Here is a 23,917-nt window from a genome sequence, read left to right as displayed (position 1 = left end):
TGATTGCTCAATTGTTTTGTGTACATATAATGTACGATTGTGTTAATAAAAATTAACGTTGGCACGCTTGGTTTTGTTTAGTTTTCAAAGAACATTCATTGCCATCTTCTCTCAGAAGCGACTTTATTAATATAACATTTATAATCAACTTCGTCAACAGTTTTTTTCAAAATGTTAATTTCGAACAACTCTCTTGTCGACTTGTATAACTATATCAGCATTGAACTTTTAAGTCAACACCTATTTCGAAATAATTTTTCCTTGTAATTATCATTTTCTCTTTAAGGATGTTATAGCACATCACAGGAGTTAAACTTATTTTAGTATAACGATTAAACACTCCATTAAAGATATAACAAAACACTTAAATTATCATTTTGTCATGATGAATCCTTGTTCATTCTCCTTGTTACCTATACTTTTATGAAATCTCTCACATTCATCCATCTATAGTTAACATTATGATATAGTCTTACAAATTCCCTATTTGAATGGTTTTTAAACATTGTTTTATCCTATATCACATTAAACATTCTATATTAACAGCAGCTGGTGATTAAACGAAAGTGACTCAGAACTTTCTACTCGACTTTAGAAATAGCAAAATAGGTAAACCTCCATCATGATATTCCTCATACCTCGTTTTACTAATTAATGAACATTTATCTTCCAATAAAAAAGCTGTTCTAGAAATGTAATTAGACATTCCCAGAACAGCCCTTGTTTTTATATGTTACTTCAACTTTTAAACTAAGAATATAAAATACAGAACAAAGATAACAAACAATCCGTACATTATCGGGTGAATTTCTCTCGCCTTTCCTTTAACAATCATTGTTATAGGGTAGAAAATAAACCCAATCGCTATCCCTGTTGCAATACTATAAGCTAATGGCATTGTAATAATTGTTAGAAATGCCGGTACAGCAATTTCAAAACGATTCCATTCAATATTTCCTAGTGTAGCTACCATCAATGCCCCTACAATAATTAGTGCTGGTGCAGTGACAGCAGGTGTAACAACCCCTAATAATGGAGAAAAGAATAATGCAAGTAAGAATAAAATTCCTGTCACAACAGATGCAAAACCTGAACGGGCACCCGCAGCCACTCCTGCTGTTGATTCTACATATGAAGTAGTTGTTGATGTGCCAAGTACTGAGCCAACAACCGTTGCAGCTGAGTCAGCAAATAATGCTTTACCAGCACGTGGTAATTTGTTATCTTTCATTAATCCAGCTTGATTTGCAACAGCCACTAATGTACCTGCAGTATCAAAGAAATCGACGAATAAGAATGTTAAAATAACAACCAGCATCTGAATAGTGAAAATTTGGTCTAAGTTCATAAATGCTTGTCCGAAGGTTGGAGCAATACTTGGAACGGCACCAACGACTTTTTCAGGTAAAGGAATTTGACTGAATATCATCCCTACTACCGCTGTAATTACCATACCGTAAAAAATTCCACCCTTTACGCCACGAACCATTAAAATGACAGTTACAATAATCCCAAAAATCGCTAGGAGAGTTTGTGGATTAGTAAGGTCACCTAAACCAACCAACGTCGCTTCATTACCTACAATAATATCTGCACTTTGTAAACCAACAAACGTGATGAATAGTCCAATACCCGCTCCTACAGCAAGTTTCAATTGTGCTGGTATTGAATTGATAATTTTTTCTCGTAAGCCTGTTAACGTTAATAAGATAAAAATAATTCCTGAAACTAATACACCAGATAATGCTGTTTGCCATGGTACACCCATTGTTAGTACAACTGTATAAGAGAAAAATGCATTTAATCCCATACCTGGTGCTAATGCAATAGGATACTTAGCAATAACCCCCATTAATATCGAACCGATAGCTGCAGCAATGGCAGTAGCTACAAATATTGCATTTGCGTCCATTCTCATTTCAGCTGGTAAATCAGGTATCGAACTCATAGATAATGTATCTGGGTTTACAAATAAAATATAGGCCATTGATAGAAATGTTGTGAGTCCGCCAATAATCTCCTTGCGGTATGAAGTTCCTAATTCATCAAACTGAAAATACTTTTTCATTTGCCTGTTTCCTCCTCAAACTTTTATAAACCGTATAACAAGAAATCCGAGTAGACTATCTATTTATTTTCCCCAAAATAAAAAGTGCTCACATTGAAACTGAGCACTTGACTGACTAAATATTAATATACGGGACCATATCCCTATATACTAATACCTCGTAGTCAAGCCATTTACGGTAGCTCGGTAGATACTTTTGGGCCATATTCCCAAGATTATACGACGTATTTCGACTTATTTAATTCTCTTTTATTGTATCAGTCAAAAGACATAGAGTCAACAAAAAAACGAACATTAAATTAAATAATGTTCGTTTTGTTCGTGTTTTATTCCCATTCAATTGTTGCTGGCGGCTTACTTGTAATGTCATACACTACGCGATTAATATGTTTTACTTCATTCACAATACGTGTTGAAATGACTTCTAATACTTCCCAAGGGATTCTCGCCCAGTCAGATGTCATTCCATCAATTGAAGTCACTGCACGGATTCCAATTGTATAATCATATGTCCTTGCATCACCCATTACCCCAACACTTCGGATATCAGGTAACACTGTAAAGTACTGCCATATATCTCGTTCGAGTCCAGCTTTTCTAATTTCTTCTCGAAGAATATAATCAGATTCCCGAACAATCTCTAACTTTTCTTCTGTTATTTCACCTAATACGCGAATTCCAAGTCCAGGACCTGGGAAAGGTTGTCTCCAGACAATTTCATCAGGGATACCCAATTCAGTTCCAAGTGCTCGAACTTCATCTTTGAACAAAGTGCTAAGAGGCTCTATTAGTTCAAATTCCATGTCTTCAGGAAGTCCACCAACATTATGGTGGGATTTAATTGTTTGAGCTGTAGCTGTACCACTTTCAATGATATCCGTATATAGAGTTCCTTGTGCTAAAAAATCGATTCCTTCAAGCTTTGCTGATTCGTCATCGAAAACATAAATGAATTCATTTCCAATGATTTTACGTTTTTGCTCAGGATCTGATACACCTTTAAGTTTATCTAAAAAGCGGTCCTTCGCATCAACTTTTATAACGTTCATATTGAAGCCTTCAGTAAATGTTTTCATAACACTTTCCGCTTCATTTTTTCTCAACAAGCCATGATCAACGAAGATACATGTTAACTGGTCACCAATCGCTTTATGAATTAAGACAGCAACAACTGAAGAGTCAACACCGCCACTTAATGCACAAAGCACTTTACGATTACCAACCTTTTGTTTTAATTTATCAGTTTCCATTTCAATGAAGTTCTCCATTGACCAGTTACCTGTACATTGGCAAATTTCGAACACAAAGTTTTTCAATAATTCATTTCCATATTCTGAATGGCGTACTTCCGGGTGGAATTGCACACCGTAAAACTTACAGTCTTCATTACTCATTGCTGCATAAGGGCAAGATGTGCTTGTTGCATCTACAGTGAATCCTTCAGGTATTTCTTTTACAAGGTCACCATGACTCATCCACACCACTTGTTGGTTAGGTAAATCTTTAAATAACCCTTGTTGCTTTTGGACATCAATTGTCGCCTTCCCATATTCACGATGATCTGCTGCTTCAACAACACCACCGAGCTTATGTGTCATTAGTTGCATGCCGTAGCAAATCCCTAACACAGGTATATTTAAATCAAATATCGCTTCATCGCAAGTAAATGCATTTTCACCATACACACTGTTTGGGCCACCAGAGAGGATTATACCCTTTGGATTTAACTTCTTTATTTCCTCTGCAGTAAGCGTATGTGGATGTAACTCACTATAAACACCAAATTCTCGAATTCGTCTAGTAATTAATTGATTGTATTGACTTCCAAAATCTAAAACAACGACCATTTCATGAATGTTTGTCAAAATCTCTTCACCTCATCCGTAGTATCAAGCATTTTATTACTCCTTAATCATTTAAACACAAGCTATTATAAGCTTGTGCCTGGAACAAAACAAAAACGTCCATTTGATAAGTAAAAAACTAGAACTTGCCATCCCATTTAATAGAAAGGCAGAATTCTAGTTCGTAAACGTGCACTTATTCTGCCTTCATAGTCGGGAGATTTATGGTTACCCGGTAGAGACGCTCAGGACCATATTTCCCGAGTATATATGAAGGTACATGTAATTTTTCTTATTCTATCAATCTCTTACATAATAATCAAGACGAAGTTTTTTTAATTAAATTTTCCCACAATTCAACAGACTTTAACCATTCATCCACAGCATTATCACGTCGGTATAAGGCACGCTCATAACTTGCAGTAAGTTTTGTCATTGTATTATTCTGATAATACGCATCGATTGTTTCTGCGAAGCCTCTTAACGTTTGACTACTTTCTCTCTTAAATCCAGATCTTCTTAACTGTTTCAGTAAGGAATCATATGCTTGGAAAAACACATCTTGGTCACTTCGTTTTTTATATTTATTAATAATAAGAACCGCCATCCATCTCATTCTCGTCACATAAAGGATAATACTAAGAATAACGATAACTGATAGTAAGCTATATAAAAATGTACTACCAATGCCGAAGTTACTATTCGATGAACCATTAACTTGACTTGAAGCAGCCTTCGTTTCTTCTTCCTCTTCTTCTACTGATGTGTCTTCATCCTCAGGCTTTTCAGGCTTTTCTTCTTCCTGTTGTTCATGTTCTTCTTTCACTTCTTCATCCTCTGTCGCCTCTAGTTCGTTTGTAACAGAATATGGATTGACGAATCCTTTTGTTGGTTCAAACGGAACCCATCCTACACCTTCAAAGTAGACCTCAACCCATGAATGAGCATTATTATTTGTCACTTCATAGAGTCTATCTTCTCCATTGACGATTTCAACAAAGTTACCTTCCGTATACCCCTTGACCCATCTTGCTGGTATATCAATAGACCTTAACAACACAATCATTGATGTCGAGAAATTATCGCAATATCCTTTTAACGTTTCAAAAAGAAATTGGTCTACATAATCTTGATTACCGTTTGGGATCGCAACGTCTTCCTTATCATATGTGAACTCAGATGTACCTAAATACTCCTCAATAGCCTTTGCACGGTCGTATTGGTTTGTTTCGTTTGCTGTAATTTGTCGGGCTAAATCTACGACACGACTTGGTAATGACTCAGGCAACTGGGTATACCGCTCCATGAATTCATTCGATAGACTCGTAGAACTTTGTTCTCTCTTCATCTCGTTTAGCGGATAGGTAGGCAAATCATACTTTATTTTATAGGAAGAAAATTGCTCTCTATTTCCTTCTCCGTTCGGAAAGGGAGTTAGTAATTCACTATTTCGATTAAGAAACATACTGAGATTTCTATCAGTTTCTACTTCTTTTAACCCAATTGGATATAAAACATGAAAATGCTGATATTCCTCATTAAATGTAATCGTAGATTCATAAGGCGTTGTCGCAACAGTCTCTTCCGTCCATTGAAGTTCATCTCTTATGTTACCAATCTCATGAAACTGATTATCTGGCTCACTAGTAACCCAGCCTTTACCCGTGTATATATCTTTTGTTTCGACACGCCAATAATGACGCTCGCTTGATATATGAGTAAATACCTCGGTATCATCTTCTACAAACCCGCCACCTAGATTATCATCACTTTCACTATATCCAATTTTTTTCGTCCCACCGATACCATTCCCTTCATTACCAATCGCAGTAATAAACGGAACCGGATCAGGCCATTGTGGCGAAGCTTTTGGAGCTATACCTGCTACTACACCAGAAAGAAGGATGAAAACAAATAACGGTAGCATCCAACTAATGAATGTAAACTTTTTCACCTTTATTTTTTCTAGCTTTTGAATGCGGTCAAAATATAACATTCCTAACATAAAAAACCCGATTAACACTGTCCGAACGATTGCATATGTTGCATCATAAGGTGTGAACGTATCTAATACTGTAATATACAGCAAGGTAAGAATAAAGAATATGAGAATTCTTTTTTGGATAAGCACCCAATAATGAATTAAATATACGAGCAGCCAAAGCAAAATAAAAAACAGCAATGTTCGATATGAAGCGGTCATACTCATCCAGTTCGCAGTCGGAATTAGCTTGAGATTATACATGGTATCCTGCACAAGCTCATTTAACCAAAGAAAACTTAAGAATACCCCACTGTAATACATCCCATGCAATACAAACAAGATAATGATTGATTTCACAGGAAATGCAATAAACCACCGTGCTTTTAAAAGTATAAGAATAAAACAAACGGCTATGAAGAAAATAAATACAAATGTGTTCTCGGTATCTGTAAATACCTCTAACGGTCGTAACCACTCCCATAGCAATAAAAACGCAAAAATATAATATACATACGCAATTGATTTCTCACCGTACGATCGTTGAGTTTTCATGAGTTTACCACTCCTTTAAACTCATTATCGATTTCTAATGAAGTAATGACCTTGACATCTATACGGCGTCTATTCAACCGCTCAATTAATATGAGTTCTTCTGATGAGACAGTTTGTTGTTTTATCATAAATATCGTAAACGATTGATGATGACCGACAACTTGTTCAATTCTCCTGACAAAATCAACTGTAATCTTACTTGTTACTATTAAATTAGTTACTTGTTTCATTTCAGTATTCAAAATTCCCTTTTCTAATGTAGACGATAGAGGCACTTGACTATCACAATCTACTTTAGCAAGATGAAAAAGCATATTCCTTACATGCTGCTCATCATTTTCCAAAGGAAAAATATGTTTATTCATTCCTATTGATATCAATGCAGCACGAGCACCGCTTTTTATGATAGCTTGTGCAATTGAAGCAGTATACGTGACCATTTCTTCGAAGACATCGCATTGCTCTCTATCAATAATAATGACAACATCATGACTTTGCAGCTGTTCAAACTCTTTTGTCATTAACATGTCTCTTCTAGCAGTAGCCTTCCAATCTATCCAAGCAAATTTATCACCTGGTTGATACTCTCTAACTCCCACAGCAATATTTGAGTCCTGCCAATATTTTGCGTGTTTTGATGCAGAGCCCTGTTCAAAATGTCTTTGCTGTGGCTGATACGATAATTTCACGGTAGATGGATATACTAAAAACTTGTCCTCTATTTCAAAGGATACTTCCTTTTCAACAAGTCCAAACATATCACCTGTTCGTATCCTAATTGATTTTAATTCGTGCTCCCCACGTGTAATATGTTGTAAAACATAACTAAACTCAATTTTTCGCTTGAACCAAGGAAACATAAGCTTTTTAGGTTCATTTGTATGACTGCCCCGTAGTCGCTCAGAAAGTTCATCTTCTACTAGTAAATAAAATAGTGGAAACGGAATTTTTCGTGAAATAGTAATCGTCGCGACTAAGTTTTGTCCTACTGTAAATTGTTCTTGATTTACTTTCCTATCTACTCGGAAATTACGGACAGGATAGATCATGAATAGAAATGAGTAGATAGCAAAAGGAATAAAACTATAGAAAAGAAACCAGCTTACGAAGCCACCTTGAAACATCGCATAACAAAATGCTGCAAATGTAAGCAATATAAGCGATATGAATTTCCATCCAGTCCGAAGTCTCTTCATTAGCCTCTTCATCTTAATGACTTAACGTCCTTTGAACAGGTACTGATGTCTGGTCAATGATTTCATCGACGATTTGTTCGACCGTTTTCCCCTCATATTTTGCCTCTGACCTCAGAATGATTCGATGTGGAAGTGCAAATTGTGCCAAGTATTGTATGTCATCAGGAATGATATAATCTCTCCCTAAAAGAAACGCATACGCTTGAGCTGCCTTCATTAACGCGATTGAAGCACGCGGACTTGCCCCTAAATAGACTGAAGGATGTGTTCTTGTTTTACTAGTCATTTCTATAATAAAATGCTTAATCGTTTCATCTACGTAGACATCTTGAATCTCATTTTGTAGCTCAACTAATTCTTCCGTAGTAATAACACTTTGTATATGGTGAATCGGTCGTTCCTTTTCCGCTAAAGTAAGTACAGCAAATTCTTCCGTTTTAGACGGATAGCCCATTCTCAATTTAAATAAAAATCGATCCAGTTGAGCCTCCGGTAAAGGGTAAGTACCTTCATAGTCAACTGGATTTTGCGTTGCCATCACAAAAAATGGTTTCTCAAGTATTCTTGTTGTACCATCAACTGTGATACTGCCTTCTTCCATTCCCTCTAACAGCGCTGACTGTGTTTTAGGTGATGTTCGATTGATTTCATCAGCTAAAATAATATTTCCAAATATAGGTCCTTGTTGAAATTCAAATTTCATATCTTTTGGATTATAAATCGAAACCCCTGTTACATCTGAAGGAAGAAGATCTGGTGTGAATTGAATCCTTCTAAATTCTGCCCCAATAGACTTAGCTAATGCTCGTACCATCATTGTCTTCCCAACTCCAGGTACATCCTCTAATAAAACATGACCATTGGCTAAAATTGCCACAAGACTTAAAATACTAATATCTTTCTTTCCAATCATTACTTTTTCTATATTTTCAATAACTCGACCGAGTTTTGTATGCATAACGTCATTTTGAGACATGTTCTTCCTCCTAAATGGCTTTCTCTTCCTATTATAGTATTCTTACAGTCTGACAAAAACCCTTTTGTTTTTCCAATTAATAAGCATAAGTTAATATTCCGATATACCTACTAGTCATTAAATCTATTAATAAATAGCAATGCTATAAATTTCCTTTTATTCTTCCCATATATATCATCATTACTCATTGTTTAGCAAGTGTTTTCGTTTAGAAGTGCATAGAAATTTTCTACTCATTATTTCTTATTGAGTGTAAAAAAAATTATCAAGTATGGAAAGTGAAATTTATGTGGAGAGGTGTCAGTGCTTTCAGGGAAGGATTTAACACATTATGTGACAATCTGACAGAAATAATACAACCCTTCTACATCAGGTGTTTGAACATAGAAGGGTTGTAAATTAAAATTATTTCCCAGGATATGATTAGTTGAATCAGCTCTGCAGTCTGTTAGTTTAACTTGAACGAATTTCCTGTCTCGTAAAGACGATATATGCAATTGCAAAACAAAGAAGCGTTGCCGCAATTAATCCTGTAAACTGTGGCCAAACGAGTAATAAACTCTCCTTAAGCTTTAGAGGGCTGGCAATTGCCCCTGATACCTGTTCCATCGACAATATGCTCGTGCTTCTCGTTGTCGGGGATAATAATACATTGGTCATTTCTTGAAAGAGATAATTAGGTGAGAAACGATAAACATTTAAAATCGCATTATAACGATTTACATACTCCCCTTCACTAGCAGCATTACTCAAGTAAGTATTTGTAAATAAATTGACGACAATTGAAAAAAACACATTATAAAATAACCAAATCGCAATACTTGATAACGCTGATGTCGCCTGTTGTCTAAACAATACTGAAAAGAGAATTGCTAAGTTAAGCCAAAATGCAATATAGACGATAATTAACGAGATGAAGCTTATCATTCGGAGAAACTCATCTAGGCTGGGGGTAATCCCAAGCATTAAAATACCAAATGCCATAACAAGAAAACCTAATGCAAAGAATAGGATAACGTTAATTAATAACGCCGCTCCAAACTTAGCATTAATAACGTAGTCCCTTGGGATTGGCTGGGCCATTAATCGACTAAGAGTTCCCCTACTTCTCTCCCCATTTATTGCATCAAACCCTAGAGCAATACCTAACAATGGGCCTAAAAAGCTAACAAACGATACAAAAGATGGTAAGTTCCCATCTGATATCGTAAAAATTTGCAAAAACAAATAAGATTCTCTTCCTATTTCACTAGCACCTTCATAAGAATTAAGAGCATCTGATATAGTCGTTACGGCTGTATATAAAGAGCCAACACATGTTAACAAAATGATTGCTAGCAAAATAATAATTCTCCAACTAGACAAGTAATCAGTGAACTCCTTACCAACGAAGCCCCAAAAAATATTACTGTTTACCTTCTCTTTTTCCCTGGAACGGTTTGAACTCTTTTTAACAGATAGCTCTCCAATAGATTTTTGTAGATTAGTGAGGCTCATTTATTTCACGCCCTTCAAAATAACGATGATAAATTTCATCTAATCCAAAATCCCTTTTATTGATTTGATAGAGGTCAGAACCAGATTCAACGATTAATCTACTAATTAATGAGGAGACATCCTCCTCACAATGTATATCAACTGAATTGTCGTGTAATAGTTCAACAGTCGTCACCCCTGGAACTGCCTTTATTTTCTCAAGCAGTACATCATGAACCGGTGAGGCAACTGCATGAATGACAAACGTATCTTTCAGAAAAAGTTGTCTGACTAGTTCATCTATGTTTCCATGTGCTAACAATTTTCCGTCCACAAAAATTCCAACTCGATCACATACTTGCTGCACTTGATGAAGGTGATGTGAACATAAAAGGACGGTTATCCCCTCATCTTTATTTAAAGAATTGATGAGATTTAAAAAGTCACGCACACCTTCTGGGTCAATGCCAAGCGTAGGCTCATCGAGGATAATGACATCAGGATTTTTGATTAATACATCTGCAAGTCCGAGTCTCTGTCTCATCCCCCTTGAATAAGTACCGGCCTTTTTTAAAGCGGCATGTTTTAACCCGACTTTTTCTAACAATGCTTCTGCTCTTTCCTTCGCAATATGTTTTGGTATTCCATTTAATCTTGCTGTAAAAATAAGATTATCTATGCCAGTCATATTTGCATAAAACCCAACATTATCGGGCAGGTATCCAACTTTCCGTTTTACTTCGATTGGATACTTGGTGGAATTTATACCAAGTACTTGCACACTACCTGACGTCGGCTCACTTAAACCAAGCATCATTAATATACTTGTCGTCTTTCCCGCACCATTAGGCCCTAACAATCCGAATACTTCCCCTTTATGAATAGAAAGAGATAAATCTTTTACTGCAAAATGATTATCATACTGTTTCGTCACTTGATTTAGATTGATGATTGGCTCTTGCAACATTATCTCCTCCCATATTTTCTTGTGATGAAGAATAGACCTGCTATGACAGCAATGATAATAAGTACAGCCACAATCCCCCATAATGTTGATGTCTCTACAGAGATTCTAAATGTTGCTTCAGATGTAGCCTCATCCGCTGATGCTGTAAATGTCGTAACATAATCCCCGGCAATCGCATCATCTGGTGCCGATATTTTTGCTTTTACCTTTTTCGTTTTCCCTGGTTTAAGTTCCGATATCTTTTCTTCATCAAATTTAACTTCCCAGTTTGTTGGTGCATTTGCAGAAACGGAAACATCATTTAATGATGTTGTTCCAGTGTTTTTAACGACTAATTCTACTGACTTTTCACTACCCGCTGTCATATCATCACTTAAAACACCAGACGGCGTACTAATTTCTAATCCGAATGTTCCTGTTACAACCGCTTCTAGCTTAAGTTCTGATTTTGAATCAGCAGTAGATGCTTTAATCGGGATTTCATATGTACCCTTTTCAATTGTTTTTGGTGGCGTTACCTCTACTGTCAAATCTTTTGATGTATTTGGCTCTAATGATAACGAAGTAACAGAGTTCGAATCTGATAAAAATCTTACAACCCAGCCATCATCTGCTGAAGTGCTTAATGAATAATTTTGTTTTTTAGCTGTTTTATTATTTAACGTAACTGTGTAAGAAAAGGTAGATTCTGAATGTCCTTCTAAATTTGCCTGTTCGGTTGTGAGTTCTGTCTTATAGGAACCTTGCTCGGTTACTGCCACTGCTAGATTCAAAGTAGACTTACTTGATCCGTCAGTCGCTACTAACTTTATGTTATTGTCCCCCATCTTCGCATTTTGTGGAACTGTAATGTCTACTGAAATAGGTGTCTCACTATTTCCCTTTACCGATAATTCCTTTATATCCATTTCATTTGAACTGATTTTATAGGTCCAATCTTTTGGTAAATCTTCCAATTCGAATGTCATACTTTTAATTGATGAACTGCTATTTATGACATCGACTTGATAATTAATCGTTTCCCCAGGTGTAGCAGAAATACCAGTATATGAAGTAAATAGAGATACACCTTCAATCGCGTATGTTCGATTTACATGTAATAACGAACATACTAAAATGGCAATTGTAAAAATAGCTATAACGTTTCTTTTTAGCATGTTTGTTTCCTCCTCGTCATGGTCATTTCATAATTGGTACGTTGGAGGAGAGATTTTGGATTTGTTTTTTCAAAAAAAATTGTAAAATAATTATGAGATTCTGTTTATAAGGAGGGTTTTGCAGTGGATGAAAATCAGAGAAGTCTCATCTTATTACAGGAAATTTCTAGAGGTTCACGCCACTCATTTAATCAGTTTTATGAAAAATATATCGGATTTGTTTACCAAATTGCATTTCATATAATAAAAGATCATGCAGAGACAGAGGACCTGTGCCATGACCTGTTTCTAGAAGTCTACCAAAATTCTTCACAATATGACCCGTCAAAAGGGAGTGTGAAAGCATGGTTAGCAGTGAAAGCAAAAAGCAGGTCATTGGATCGACTACGTAAAAAGAAACCGTTACTACATAATCGACTCCAAGAGCTTTTGAAAGAGGAAGAATCTGGTGCAGACATTGCTTTTCTTTCCCAGATCGAACATCACATCCTCAAGGATGCCTTACTTTCGATACCAATACAACAACGCGAAGCAATTATTCGTTCATATTTTCGAAACGAAACACATAAAGAAATATCTACTAAGATGAACAAACCACTAGGAACAATTAAGTCACTCATCCGTTATGGTTTAACAAATATGAGGAAACAAAAGACACTTTTAAACTGGGTGGATTCAAGTGGAGGTGAAAAGAAGAATGAGCTCTAATCTACATGTCACAGAGCAAAATATGATTGACTATTTAGAAGGGAGTCTCCAGCACGACGAGGAACTCACTATAAAAATTCATTTACAACAATGCGACAAATGCAGCCAAACACTAATGCAGTGGCAAAGTCTCCTAGGGGCAAAACAAGCAAAGCCATCCCCACTTCTTAAAGAAAGAATTTGGGAGTCTATTGAAGAAAAACAAAAGGTAAAAAGGTCTCCATCAGCAAAGGTTTACTTTATAACAATTGGGTCTATTGCTGCTGTACTATTGCTTGGATTACTTTCTTTCAATAATAGCCAATCAAAACTCCCTAATCCTAATGAAATGAAAGTACAAGCTTTCCAAGAACAACCACATACACAGCAAATGAATATAACACCTATTACTAATAATCGAGAAAGTCGTGAACTTGACGGTAACATTTGGATTAACAACACTACAGACGAATTGTTATTAGAGGTATACGGCTTACCTAAACTTAACGATCGTGATTATCAATTATGGATGATTTACCATGATAATGAAGTAAAAGATGAAATCTTGCCGATTGAACAAAATGGTTCTTCACGAATATTTATCCGCAGTAAAAACTTAATCCAACTAAAGCAAATTAAAGCAAGTATCGAACCAAAAGGTGGCAGTCACAGTCAAACAGGACCAGACACCTTTATCATCGAAATTAATAATTAGGGGGGACAGTCCCCCCAAGTCTTCTTGCTTGACATATCCACTTACTTTTTGTAAGTTACATATAAGACTTACAAAAAGTAAGTATATAACAAGGGAGGCTTAACATTGAATAAATTAGAAAACAAAGACCTATCAACGGTCATTAAAGAACGACACTCTGTAAGAAAATATGAAGAAAATATAAAAATCCCACGCGAAGAAATAGAAGAAATTTTAAATGAGGCCATATTAGCTCCATCATCAAGTAACCTTCAACCGTGGCGTTTCATTGTCATTGATGATCAAGAAGTGAAAAAGGAACTACGACAAATTGCGAACAATCAAGAACAAGTCGAAACAGCTTCGGCCATTATAGCCGTCCTTGGCGATAAAGAAATGCACCATAACGTTGAAAAGGTATATAAAAGTAACTACGAAGCTGGCTTTATGGAATTGGAAACTGTTGAACGGATCATTTCATCATCAACAGCAATGTACCAACAAGCACCTGAGGAAATCCGCAAAAACATCGCATCTTTTGATACAGGCTTAGTTTCAATGCAACTTATGCTTCTAGCAAAAGCAAAAGGATATGACACAGTCCCTATGGGTGGCTTTAATAAACAAAAGTTCATGGAACGCTTTAATGTTAGTGAACGCTATATGCCAGTTGTTTTAATCGCAATCGGTAAAGCTGCGGCTCCAGCATATCAAACGACACGAATTCCACTAAACGATATTATTGAATACGTGTAAAAGAGAGGGTAGATCCCTCTCCTATTCTTTTGTATCAATATATTTAGTAGCTGCCTTCATTTGTTCAAACCAGCTTTGCTTTGCATCTGCGTCAATCTCACTTCCATCACTCTTCATATACCGAATCATAAAAAATCCATCTGGGGCCGTCATACTTAATATTAATTCATGGATCAAGCCTGAATTGCCTTGACATTTTATTTCAATAATAGAATAAGCCTCGTCCTTCACTTCAATTATCTGACCATATTCTAACTCATTCTCATTTAATAGAATATCAGTATGTTCAGTGATTGAGTCAGCAGCCATCTCCTCAAAGTAATCAATTGTAAACTTTTCTGAAGTAAAATAGGAAAATCGTTCTGTTGCTGGATAATATCCTATAGATTCACTGTCATTGTAGAGAAAGTACGATGCCGGAATTAAAGCACCGAGTTGAAATGGATGTAAAAACCTTCTTATTTTATCAAAGAATATGGCCTGAGGTGGGACAACAGCCTGTTCATTAGGGCGCACATTACCATCTAAGTCTAAAAACAATTCACTATATCTAGAAAACCTCGAAATCCATAGTTGCTTATTATCAACTGAAACTTTTACGTAATAGCTTGAAATATTATTCGGATTATCCCCATTCCCATCATTTTCATTTAAACATTTATACAGATGCTTGCGAGTATATGTAAAGGTCGCTTCTTGGTCAGTAAGCTCCAAAATCTTCAAATCCAATAAAGTAGAATCGATATGATAGATTTGGAAGGTCAACATTAAGTTAAAATGATTTAAAAAGGATATTTGTCGATTGTCTGGATGGAATAGCTTTGTTAATGAATCAATCTCTTTAGCTGTATAAGAATTTTCTATTTCTTGAACAAGCTCCCTAATTCTCTGCTCCGTAACCTTTGGCCTTCTTTTAAAAAATAACATTTAAGTTCCACCTGCTTTAAAATCTATTTTCCATTTAAGCTATTTCGATAAATATTCGCATAACCCTTTAAAAAAGAAGCAGGGGGACGGTTCTTTTGCTTCATTTCTACAGATGCATATGAACAAAAGCTCAGGGCGCCTGTTCAGCCTAGGGCACAATTAAGACGCTAATGAATAGAAGACGTTCTTTGTCTTCAATTCATTAGTGGCCAGACCCTAGAGGGGCTAGGCGCTGGAGCTGGATGTCAAAGCGCTTATCCACAGTAGAAGAATTTTATAATTTCCTAGACTTTTAAAAAAAGCGACTAGCAGCCGCTTTTTTGTCGCTTTTTTTAAATACACGATAGACATGGTACATCTAGTGTACACCTTCTTCTCCTTCTAAAGGCACAGAGCTTTTTAACGGAGTAAATAAAGTTATTACAAGTGCAATAATTGCTAGAACCATCATGAAGTAATACGATTGGCATGAAGCAAAGATAGACGCTAATTCCCTAACCTTTTCTGTTACACCTTGTGAAGCTAGTTGACTCGTATAGTCAGTTGATTGCGCTGTATAAATCGTTACAACCACCGCCGTACCAACTGCCCCTGCAATTTGGCGAACAGTATTATTTACTGCTGTACCATGTGTAATAAGCTCTTTCGGTAATGCATTTAAACCAGCCGTGTTCAAAGGCATTGTAATAAAGCTCAATCCGATACGTAAAAATATCGTCCGAACCATTAAGAACGTATACGTTGTTGCCTCCGTTAAATCAGTAACAGCCCACATTGATGGGATGACAAATATCAGCCCGATGATGAACAATGGTCTCGCCCCATATCGGTCATACATTTTTCCTGTTATAGGAGACAAGAAAGCATTAACGAGTGCACCAGGTAACAATAATAACCCTGCATCTAACGCTGTAAAACCACGTCCGTCTTGCAAATAAATCGGTAATAAAATCATATCAGCATATAGCATCATCGTGACGATAATGTTTATGAGAGATGTCATCGTGAACGTCTTATTCTGGAAAACACGCACATCTAGGAATGGGTCTGATGCTCGAATTTGACGCATAGTGAATAATACTAATACGGATATCCCCACGATAACTGATATCAAAACCAGTGTATCATCCCAACCATGACCACCAGCATGACTAAATCCATATAAGATAAGGCCAAAGCTAACCGTTGATAAAATGACACTTACTACATCCAATTTTGCTTCCGAACCTTCTGATACATTTATTAAAAACTTGTATGCCAATAATATAACCACACCAACAAGTGGGATTAATCCGATAAATAACCAACGCCAAGATACATATTCAATAACAAAGCCAGATAAAGTTGGTGCTATCGCTGGTGCAAATATCATCGCAAGGCCAATCAGACCCATAGCACTTCCTCTTTTATCTGCTGGGAAAATAAACATAACGACACTCATCATAAGTGGCATAATGATTCCTGCACCAGCAGCTTGAATCATTCTCCCGATTAATAAAGGGGTGAAATTTGAATCAGTCAAGTCACTATTAATGGAAACACAAAGCTTACATGAATTAACAGTCCGGAATGTAACAGCAAAAGCAGAATTAAATCGAGAAACTTTCTACCTACATTATGTAGATCTGCATGATTTACTGAAGCATGTTGTAAATGATATCTTTGATGACCTTTCTAGCAGCTTGTCACCGTTTCTACAACTAAAAAACGCGGACTTAGATAACCAGCTACTGTCCTTTTTGGACTATTTTTACCAGAATCGTAAATACTTAACTGTTTTATTCGAGGAGAAGGCTTTTCAAAAAAAGCTTCATAACTTTATCGTAGATTTCATTCAAGCTAGGCGTGATATGCGAGGAATTGAGAAAGAAGATACTGTCGCTAAGGATATTATTGCATCCTCAATACTAGGTATCTTAATGTGGTGGATTCGTGACGGCAAACGCTATAGCTCGGAGTATATTTCACATCAGATGTCTTTATGGATGACTAGAAGTTATTAGTTTTAAATACCAACAGTTTAGATAGCAAATGCCTTGTATCTTTGCTATCTTCTTCACTATCCCTACTACCCCCCTCAAACCCTTCAAACATCTAATCCCCAAAGGGGAATTAGGCTATATATCCTATTGTTCTTCCCTAAATTATCCAGTAAAATACTAACGGTACCAGCTTAGTTCTAACAGTACCAGAAGGAGGCGAAAAGGTGAAAGCAAGAATTATCAATGAATCTATCTTTCTCATTCAGAAAAAAGGTTTCACATTTACCACTTCTGAATTAGCAACAAACCTTGGTGTGAGCAAGAGAAAAATTTACGAGTACTTTTCATCAAAAGAACAAATAATCGAGGTGATTATTAACCAACTCATAATGGAAATAAAAGAAAAGGAAAAGGACATTGCCCAAAATGAGAACCTACATTTAATTGAAAAAGTCCGTCAAATCCTTTGCTGCACACCAGAACAATTTGAGGTCATGGATATGCGGTTATTATCAGAGTTAAAAAAGCATTATTATAAGCAATGGGAAACTTTAGATTACTTCTTAAAAAAGGAATGGTCTGTTGTCATGCAGTTAATGGAACAGGGAATTGACGATGGATTAATTCGTCCAATTAATTTACAAGTATTTATCGACCTCTATTTAGGGGCAATCAATCAAATATATGAACCAATTACAAGTCAGAGTCGTCAAACCTTTAGGGAAAAACTTCATGCTATTATGGACATTTTACTAAACGGCATTACTTGCAGACAGTAGGGAGGGAGCATGATGCCTTGGATTTTTTTATGTCTAGCTATCCTTTTAGAAGTGGCTGGAACAACAAGTATGAAATTATCTGAAGGATTTACAAAGCCACTGCCTAGTATTTTTCTGATCGTCTTCTATATTGGCAGCCTCATTTTTCTAACTTTAACACTAAAAACGATAGATGTTTCAGTTGCTTATGCGATTTGGTCAGGACTCGGGATTTTAATTATCACCTTCATCGGTATCTTTTACTTTGGTGAAACATTCAGTTTAACTAAGGTATTAGCAATTCTCCTCATTATTATTGGTGTCACATTACTTAACTTTACTGCTGAACATGAACAGGGACAAATTAAACAGAATACAGAAAGGATAGTTGAATAAGAAAATACATACCTCAAATCTATACCTAGTAACCGTGCATTAATTATTTTAGCGATATGAGACAAGACAGCTGTAAAAAAATCCGGAGGTACTACGATGAAATATTTAAAACCTTTCTTTTTAGTAACAGATATAGGGTTTATCATTTACTGGATCGTTACCTATTTTCAATTAATTCCAAAGACTTGGGCATTTAAGGATTATGATAATTCGATTATTATTGCATGGAATTGGTCATTCTTTCCGTTAGATTTATTGATTTCATTTACTGGACTTACTAGTTTGTACTTGCATAAAAAAAGAAATGATGCTTGGAGAACTCTAGCACTTATCTCTCTTGTATTAACTTTTACATCTGGATTGCAAGCAATTGCTTTTTGGTTTTATAGCAATGACTTTGATATTACCTGGTGGGCTTTCAATCTATACTTATTAATCTATCCTTTATTTTTTCTAAGGATGTTTCTAAAAAATGATAATGAAGCTTTTACTAATTCAATTAAGCAAACGAAAACAGTCTAGGTTAAGTATTATTTTCTGAATTGATACAAGTCAAAGATAGATTTAACTGCACACATTAAACTTTTGGAACAACAGCATAAATGCCACTTTAACTCCTAATTATGTAGACCAGCGCACTATTAAGAGCAATCCCTTCATTAAAACCTGTTCAGGTATTTCATAGGGATTTAATTAGAGTTTTTCGCTATTAGTCAATTTGAAAAATATATTATATTAAAGACTCCACAAAAGATTGTTCTGTGGAGTCTTACTTTTAACATATGTCAGTTTGCTTTTAAGGTTGAACAACCCCTACACCTGCATATTGAGTAACAATTGCTTTTACGTCACCAACTGGTGTTAACGTATATGAATAAGGGACCGTATAATTCGTTGTTGAAGTAGTCGGTTGGCTACCTGTGCTGTTAATATATAAATTATTAGACACATTCCAGTAACCTGTTGAATTGCTATACCAATAGCCTAGTGGATTATGTGAGTTTTCAAATACGTTGTTCTCGACAAGGAGCTCCGCACCCATTCTTGCATTTATACCTGAGCTTTCAATGCCCTCAAAGTAGTTATTGTATAAATGTCCTTTTCCATAACGGAAGCTAGGTACTCGGGAGTTTAAGTCTTTGAAGTGGTTGTGATGGAATGTGATATTTCTATCAGCATTATCGCTATCCGATGAGCCCATCAACATCGCCTTCCAGCCATCATGTACATAGTTCCAAGAGAATGTTATGTTATAAGCATTACGCTTCACATCGAACAAGCCATCATAGTAATCTTTATCAACATTTAGGCTCGCATAAATTTCATTATGGTCGACCCAAATGTTACTTGAAGGACCTTCGATTGTTACAGCATCTTTATCACCCGCTCTAACCTCATGTATAGTAAGGTTACGAATAATAATATTATCTGCTCTCCACACTTTAATACCAATTCCATCAAATCGACCTTTTGTTCCAACACCTAATAATGAGACATCGGATACATCTTTTAGATTAATTTTGCTATCAGATGTATTATTTGGCGTAATTGTACCATTTACATAAATCGTCAATGGTGTATTGTCATCTTTGTTCTTTAAAGCTTGGATTATTTCGTCCCCAGTTTTAACTGTTACAGTATCTCCACCGGCTCCACCAGTCGTACCGCCACTTGAAGTAGCAAAGCCCTTCATACTAAAATCAGGCGTAGCTGCAGATACAGATGTCAGTGAAGTTCCAACGATGATTGTAATAAATACACATGCAACTAGTAATTTCATCAATCTTTTTTTCATTTTTACCTTCACGTCCTTTAGTTTATTTTTTGTAAAGACAACCGTTAACTACCTCTACCCTCCCCTTCTGCAAGATTACTAAAATCATAGCACGTAAACGTTTTCATAAAATAATCATTACATCACTTGTTGTAAATATAAGGAAGAATTAACTATCGTTTGCTTACTTTTATGCTAAACATCGTAGTTTCTCCCTATATCGAACCTACGTAATCAGTTGTGTAAGACTCTTAACCTGAAACGTTAGGTACCATTTATATATGACAATCCATTCACTCAAAAATCTTCACCCTAACATATTGATTATGGAAGCAGAGGGACGGTTCGAGACCATTGAAAAAGTATTCTTATTAGAAAAATAGAATTTATCGCACAAAGTTGACGTTCAGTTTGATTGCAGCACGAGTACTCGCTTTCCGCGGGGTGGGTGCTGAGCCTCCTCAGCGCAAACGCCTGCGGGGTCTCAGCTCTCCCACTCATCCCGCAGGAGTCTCGCACTTCCGCTCCAACCAAACTATACGGAGGATAAGCACATTAAATGTACAATAAATTGTTTAAGAGTTTATACTTATCTGAAATCAGTATACTTTTTCAGTGGCTTCGGACGGTTCTCCTGCTTCCTTAAAGCTTTGAGAAACTTATTAACATTAAAGTCCCCTTAATCATTTACATCAAACGTTCCCTTCATCAAGACAGTATCTACTCTCTTTACTAAATACGTATAATAATAGCCCCAAAACGACTGATGATAGAATAAACCTTACTGTTTACTATGTACTGGCTTTTCTCTCAATATATATTGATTAAATTAAAGATTTGGGAAAAAATGAAACACTTCTCCAATCCTAGAGAACTCTCATACCTTAAAATAAGTTTATAAAAAGGAATGGTTCCTATTTACAAACCGTAATCGTTACGATATATTGTTTATGTAAATGAAAGAGGAGGATACTATACTATGAGAAAAAAATGGATGGTGTTAACTAGTTTACTATTTGTCTTATCCCTTGCTGCATGTGGAAACAATGCAACTAACAGTGAGGAGAAGGAAGCCCCTTCAACTTCAACGGAACCGTTAGAAATTTACACAACGATATACCCACTGCAATTCTTTACAGAACAGATTGCAGGCGAAGAAGCTTTGGTTGAATCGATTTTGCCACCCGGCTCAGACTCCCATACATACGAGCCGACATCGAAAGAAATGATGAGCATTGCAGAAGCAGATGCTTTCATACTTAACGGCTCAGGCTTAGAGGCTTATGCAGAGAAAATTGCAAAATCTCTCGAATCAGAAGATGTAGAAATCGTCGAAGCTGCCAACGGTATTGAATTGAATGAAAGTCATCATGACCATGAACACGATCACGGACATGATCACGGAGATGTGGACCCGCACGTTTGGCTAGATCCAATCCGTTCTATTAAACTAGCCGAGAATATTAAAAATATGTTAGTAGATTTAAGACCTGAAAAAGAACAATTATTTAATAAGAATTTCGAAACTTTAAAAGAGAAACTTGAGGTCCTAAATGAGGAATTCGCAACTGGATTAAAAGAGACGCCCGGCAACCACTTTATTGTTTCTCATGCAGCATACGGCTACTGGGAAGAAGCATACGATATACATCAAATTGCTGTTTCTGGCATAAGCTCGACCAATGAGCCTTCACAAAAAGAGTTGCAGAATATAATTAAAACAGCCGACCAATATGGATTAAAGCACGTCTTCTTTGAACAGAATATCACACCTAAAGTAGCAGAATTAGTCAGAAAAGAAATTGGCGCAGAAGCCCTTCGACTTCATAATCTTTCAGTTTTAACTGACGATGACATCAAGAATGAAGAAGATTACTTTACATTAATGCGTCACAACCTTGAGCAATTGACGACTGCATTGGCAGATTCCACTGCTGTGGAAGTTGATAAAGATGACCATGGACATCATGATAGTCATGAGCATGAGTTGGATGAAGAGGCACAAAAAATTTATGATGGCTATTTCGAAGATGACCAAATTAAAGATCGGGATTTATCCGACTGGGAAGGTGACTGGCAATCTGTTTATCCTTACTTACTAGATGGCACACTAGACGAAGTATTCGCTCATAAGGCCGAAGAAGGTGATAAGACTGCTGAAGAATACAAAGAATACTATACAGTAGGCTATAAAACAGGCGTGGAACGTATTATTATTGAGGGAAATACGTTTACTTTCTTTGAAAATGGCAAAAAATCAACAGGAAGCTACACCTATGACGGGTATGAAGTGCTGACCTATGAAGCAGGAAACCGCGGGGTACGATACATTTTCAAACTTACTGAAAAACAAGAAGGCAGTATGCCAGCTTATATCCAGTTCAGCGATCACAGCATCGAACCAACCGATTCACATCACTATCACCTATATTGGGGAGATGACCGGGAAGCGTTGCTTGAAGAAGTAGTAAATTGGCCGACATATTATCCGTCCGATTTAAGCGGCGAAGAAATCGCACACGAAATGATGATGCATTAATTAGCACCCTTGAGGCAACTCCAATTCAATAAATATACTAAAATATATATCCGGTGCCTTTTTCTCTGCTGCACCGGTATTTTTTTGTGGAAGCAGAGGGACGGTTCTTATAGCGGACAATCGGAAGTTTTGCGTTCAAAAAACCCAACTAGCAGATTTTAGCTAGTTGGGTTTTTTCTGTATTTATGTCATGGACTATCTGCAAAATTTTTGATTGCCAGAGAAGAATGAAGTCGCGTCATGGCCTGTGGGGTTTCAATCTTTGATTTCTCCACATTTTTTGGACTATAGGGTCTTTTATAAGGGGTTGTGACTGTATAAACACAAAATAAACACTGTTTTAGATGCAAGTTCCCCCTCCCCAATAAAGAGGCATTTTCAAATAAGTCTTCAGTTCATATCCCTTACGGTATTGAATCAGGTTTTTCTTTCAGATGAGATTTATTACATTCTGGACAAAGTGTAATATCTTTTCCTACTAAAAGCGATACTATTTCAGTCGTGCTTAATCCTTTATAAATCGGTTTATATGTAGAACTATTTGTCAATCTTCTACATAAAGTAAGTTTTGTTTTTTTATTGCGGTTCGCCAATAAACCGTAGTGCCTGATTTTCACAAATCCCTTTGGAAGGATATGCATGAGAAACCTTCGAATAAATTCAATACCCTTCATCGTAATAAGCTTTTGTTTATTATGATCACGATAATCTTTTACCCCAATGGTTACTGTATCTTGATTAACAGATACAATTCGGTTATTCGATATTGCGATTCGATGAGTGTAACGACCAAGATATTTTACGACAGCTAAAGGACCCGAAAACGTTCTTTTTGTGTAGCTATACCAATCAATTGAGTAACACTCGTCTAGTAATTTTTGAAAGTGTTTCGGATTATCATAATATCTAGTTTCGTTATAAAACGTTAGTTGTTTTTTCTGATAATACTGCTTTAGATAATACAAGAATTTACCACGAAATTTCTTAGACAGTATTTTTACAGGTATAAAGAATTTTTGACTCGTGCTTCTCCAAAGGTTCTGTTTATTAAGACCTCCAGCTAATACAACGGTATGAATGTGTGGGTGGAAATGTAAGTCTTGGCCCCACGTATGCAAAACTGAGAAAAAGCCGATCTGAGCACCAAGAAATTTAGGATCTTGGGATAATTCAGCCAGGGTTTC

General features: G+C 36.2%; 19 protein-coding genes, 1 pseudogene and 2 riboswitches. Of the genes and pseudogenes, 8 read left to right on the top strand and 12 right to left on the bottom strand.

What is annotated here, in order from left to right:
- Positions 1-745: 745 nt before the first annotated feature.
- The 8 genes from J2S19_RS22540 to J2S19_RS22505 all read right to left on the bottom strand — a co-directional run bounded on the left by J2S19_RS22540 (position 746) and on the right by J2S19_RS22505 (position 12,220).
- A complete protein-coding gene (locus J2S19_RS22540; RefSeq protein ID WP_307346822.1) occupies positions 746-2,068 on the bottom strand; it encodes an NCS2 family permease in 1,323 nt (440 codons plus the stop codon).
- Positions 2,069-2,209: 141 nt separating this feature from the next.
- Positions 2,210-2,311, bottom strand: a riboswitch (purine riboswitch).
- A gap of 83 nt (positions 2,312-2,394) precedes the next feature.
- Positions 2,395-3,915, bottom strand: coding sequence for a glutamine-hydrolyzing GMP synthase (gene guaA / locus J2S19_RS22535; RefSeq protein ID WP_370875193.1), 1,521 nt, complete (start codon positions 3,913-3,915; stop codon positions 2,395-2,397).
- A gap of 187 nt (positions 3,916-4,102) precedes the next feature.
- A riboswitch (purine riboswitch) is annotated at positions 4,103-4,206 on the bottom strand.
- Positions 4,207-4,231: 25 nt separating this feature from the next.
- On the bottom strand, positions 4,232-6,448 hold the full coding sequence (locus tag J2S19_RS22530; protein ID WP_307346819.1) for a DUF4129 domain-containing transglutaminase family protein: 2,217 nt from the start codon (positions 6,446-6,448) through the stop codon (positions 4,232-4,234).
- On the bottom strand, positions 6,445-7,644 hold the full coding sequence (locus J2S19_RS22525) for a DUF58 domain-containing protein (protein WP_307346817.1): 1,200 nt from the start codon (positions 7,642-7,644) through the stop codon (positions 6,445-6,447). The genes J2S19_RS22530 and J2S19_RS22525 overlap by 4 nt, the downstream gene beginning before the upstream one ends.
- A gap of 13 nt (positions 7,645-7,657) precedes the next feature.
- Positions 7,658-8,620: an AAA family ATPase gene (locus J2S19_RS22520; RefSeq protein ID WP_307346815.1), complete on the bottom strand. Its 963-nt coding sequence runs from the start codon at positions 8,618-8,620 to the stop codon at positions 7,658-7,660.
- Positions 8,621-9,073: 453 nt separating this feature from the next.
- Positions 9,074-10,117, bottom strand: a complete 1,044-nt coding sequence (locus J2S19_RS22515) for an ABC transporter permease (RefSeq protein ID WP_307346812.1) — start codon at positions 10,115-10,117, stop codon at positions 9,074-9,076.
- Positions 10,104-11,063 carry an ABC transporter ATP-binding protein gene (locus J2S19_RS22510; RefSeq protein ID WP_307346810.1) on the bottom strand — a complete coding sequence of 320 codons (960 nt, stop codon included), beginning with the start codon at positions 11,061-11,063 and terminating at the stop codon, positions 10,104-10,106. Before J2S19_RS22510 ends, J2S19_RS22515 begins: the two co-directional genes overlap by 14 nt.
- Entirely contained in the window at positions 11,063-12,220 is a 1,158-nt protein-coding gene (locus J2S19_RS22505) for a COG1470 family protein (protein WP_307346805.1), read from the bottom strand. Before J2S19_RS22505 ends, J2S19_RS22510 begins: the two co-directional genes overlap by 1 nt.
- Before the next feature lie 123 nt (positions 12,221-12,343).
- On the opposite strand from J2S19_RS22505, the gene J2S19_RS22500 reads away from it, so the two are divergent.
- From J2S19_RS22500 to J2S19_RS22490, 3 genes are all read left to right on the top strand, one after another.
- A complete protein-coding gene (locus J2S19_RS22500) occupies positions 12,344-12,928 on the top strand; it encodes an RNA polymerase sigma factor (protein ID WP_307346802.1) in 585 nt (194 codons plus the stop codon).
- On the top strand, positions 12,918-13,622 hold the full coding sequence (locus tag J2S19_RS22495) for an anti-sigma factor domain-containing protein (RefSeq protein WP_307346799.1): 705 nt from the start codon (positions 12,918-12,920) through the stop codon (positions 13,620-13,622). Before J2S19_RS22500 ends, J2S19_RS22495 begins: the two co-directional genes overlap by 11 nt.
- A 105-nt stretch (positions 13,623-13,727) precedes the next feature.
- Positions 13,728-14,357 carry a nitroreductase family protein gene (locus J2S19_RS22490; protein WP_307346797.1) on the top strand — a complete coding sequence of 210 codons (630 nt, stop codon included), beginning with the start codon at positions 13,728-13,730 and terminating at the stop codon, positions 14,355-14,357.
- Positions 14,358-14,378: 21 nt separating this feature from the next.
- Here the strand turns inward: J2S19_RS22490 and J2S19_RS22485 are convergent, their stop codons facing one another.
- A complete protein-coding gene (locus tag J2S19_RS22485) occupies positions 14,379-15,284 on the bottom strand; it encodes a hypothetical protein (protein WP_307346794.1) in 906 nt (301 codons plus the stop codon).
- 358 nt (positions 15,285-15,642) lie between these two features.
- Positions 15,643-16,794: pseudogene (locus J2S19_RS22480) on the bottom strand (DHA2 family efflux MFS transporter permease subunit); the annotation flags it as partial.
- On the opposite strand from J2S19_RS22480, the gene J2S19_RS22475 reads away from it, so the two are divergent.
- The 4 genes from J2S19_RS22475 to J2S19_RS22460 all read left to right on the top strand — a co-directional run bounded on the left by J2S19_RS22475 (position 16,787) and on the right by J2S19_RS22460 (position 18,942).
- Positions 16,787-17,287: a TetR/AcrR family transcriptional regulator gene (locus J2S19_RS22475; protein WP_307346789.1), complete on the top strand. Its 501-nt coding sequence runs from the start codon at positions 16,787-16,789 to the stop codon at positions 17,285-17,287. The pseudogene J2S19_RS22480 and the gene J2S19_RS22475 overlap by 8 nt on opposite strands.
- Positions 17,288-17,490: 203 nt before the next feature.
- Entirely contained in the window at positions 17,491-18,045 is a 555-nt protein-coding gene (locus J2S19_RS22470; RefSeq protein WP_307346785.1) for a TetR/AcrR family transcriptional regulator, read from the top strand.
- 12 nt (positions 18,046-18,057) lie between these two features.
- On the top strand, positions 18,058-18,420 hold the full coding sequence (locus tag J2S19_RS22465; RefSeq protein WP_307346782.1) for a DMT family transporter: 363 nt from the start codon (positions 18,058-18,060) through the stop codon (positions 18,418-18,420).
- A gap of 96 nt (positions 18,421-18,516) precedes the next feature.
- Positions 18,517-18,942 carry a DUF5360 family protein gene (locus tag J2S19_RS22460; protein WP_307346779.1) on the top strand — a complete coding sequence of 142 codons (426 nt, stop codon included), beginning with the start codon at positions 18,517-18,519 and terminating at the stop codon, positions 18,940-18,942.
- 274 nt (positions 18,943-19,216) lie between these two features.
- Here J2S19_RS22460 and J2S19_RS22455 read toward each other — a convergent pair whose 3' ends face one another.
- Positions 19,217-20,200 carry a pectate lyase family protein gene (locus J2S19_RS22455; RefSeq protein WP_370875192.1) on the bottom strand — a complete coding sequence of 328 codons (984 nt, stop codon included), beginning with the start codon at positions 20,198-20,200 and terminating at the stop codon, positions 19,217-19,219.
- Positions 20,201-21,173: 973 nt separating this feature from the next.
- On the opposite strand from J2S19_RS22455, the gene J2S19_RS22450 reads away from it, so the two are divergent.
- Positions 21,174-22,733, top strand: a complete 1,560-nt coding sequence (locus J2S19_RS22450) for a metal ABC transporter solute-binding protein, Zn/Mn family (protein WP_307346773.1) — start codon at positions 21,174-21,176, stop codon at positions 22,731-22,733.
- Between the two features lie 404 nt (positions 22,734-23,137).
- Here the strand turns inward: J2S19_RS22450 and J2S19_RS22445 are convergent.
- Positions 23,138-23,917, bottom strand: a 780-nt coding sequence (locus J2S19_RS22445; RefSeq protein ID WP_307346770.1) for an IS91 family transposase, incomplete at its 5' end; no start/stop codon positions are given.

Origin of the sequence: Metabacillus malikii, from assembly GCF_030813355.1 — a bacterium.
Lineage (GTDB): Bacteria > Bacillota > Bacilli > Bacillales > Bacillaceae > Metabacillus > Metabacillus malikii.
Note: the sequence above shows the minus strand (reverse complement) of the source record. Positions and strands in the feature narration are given on the sequence as shown.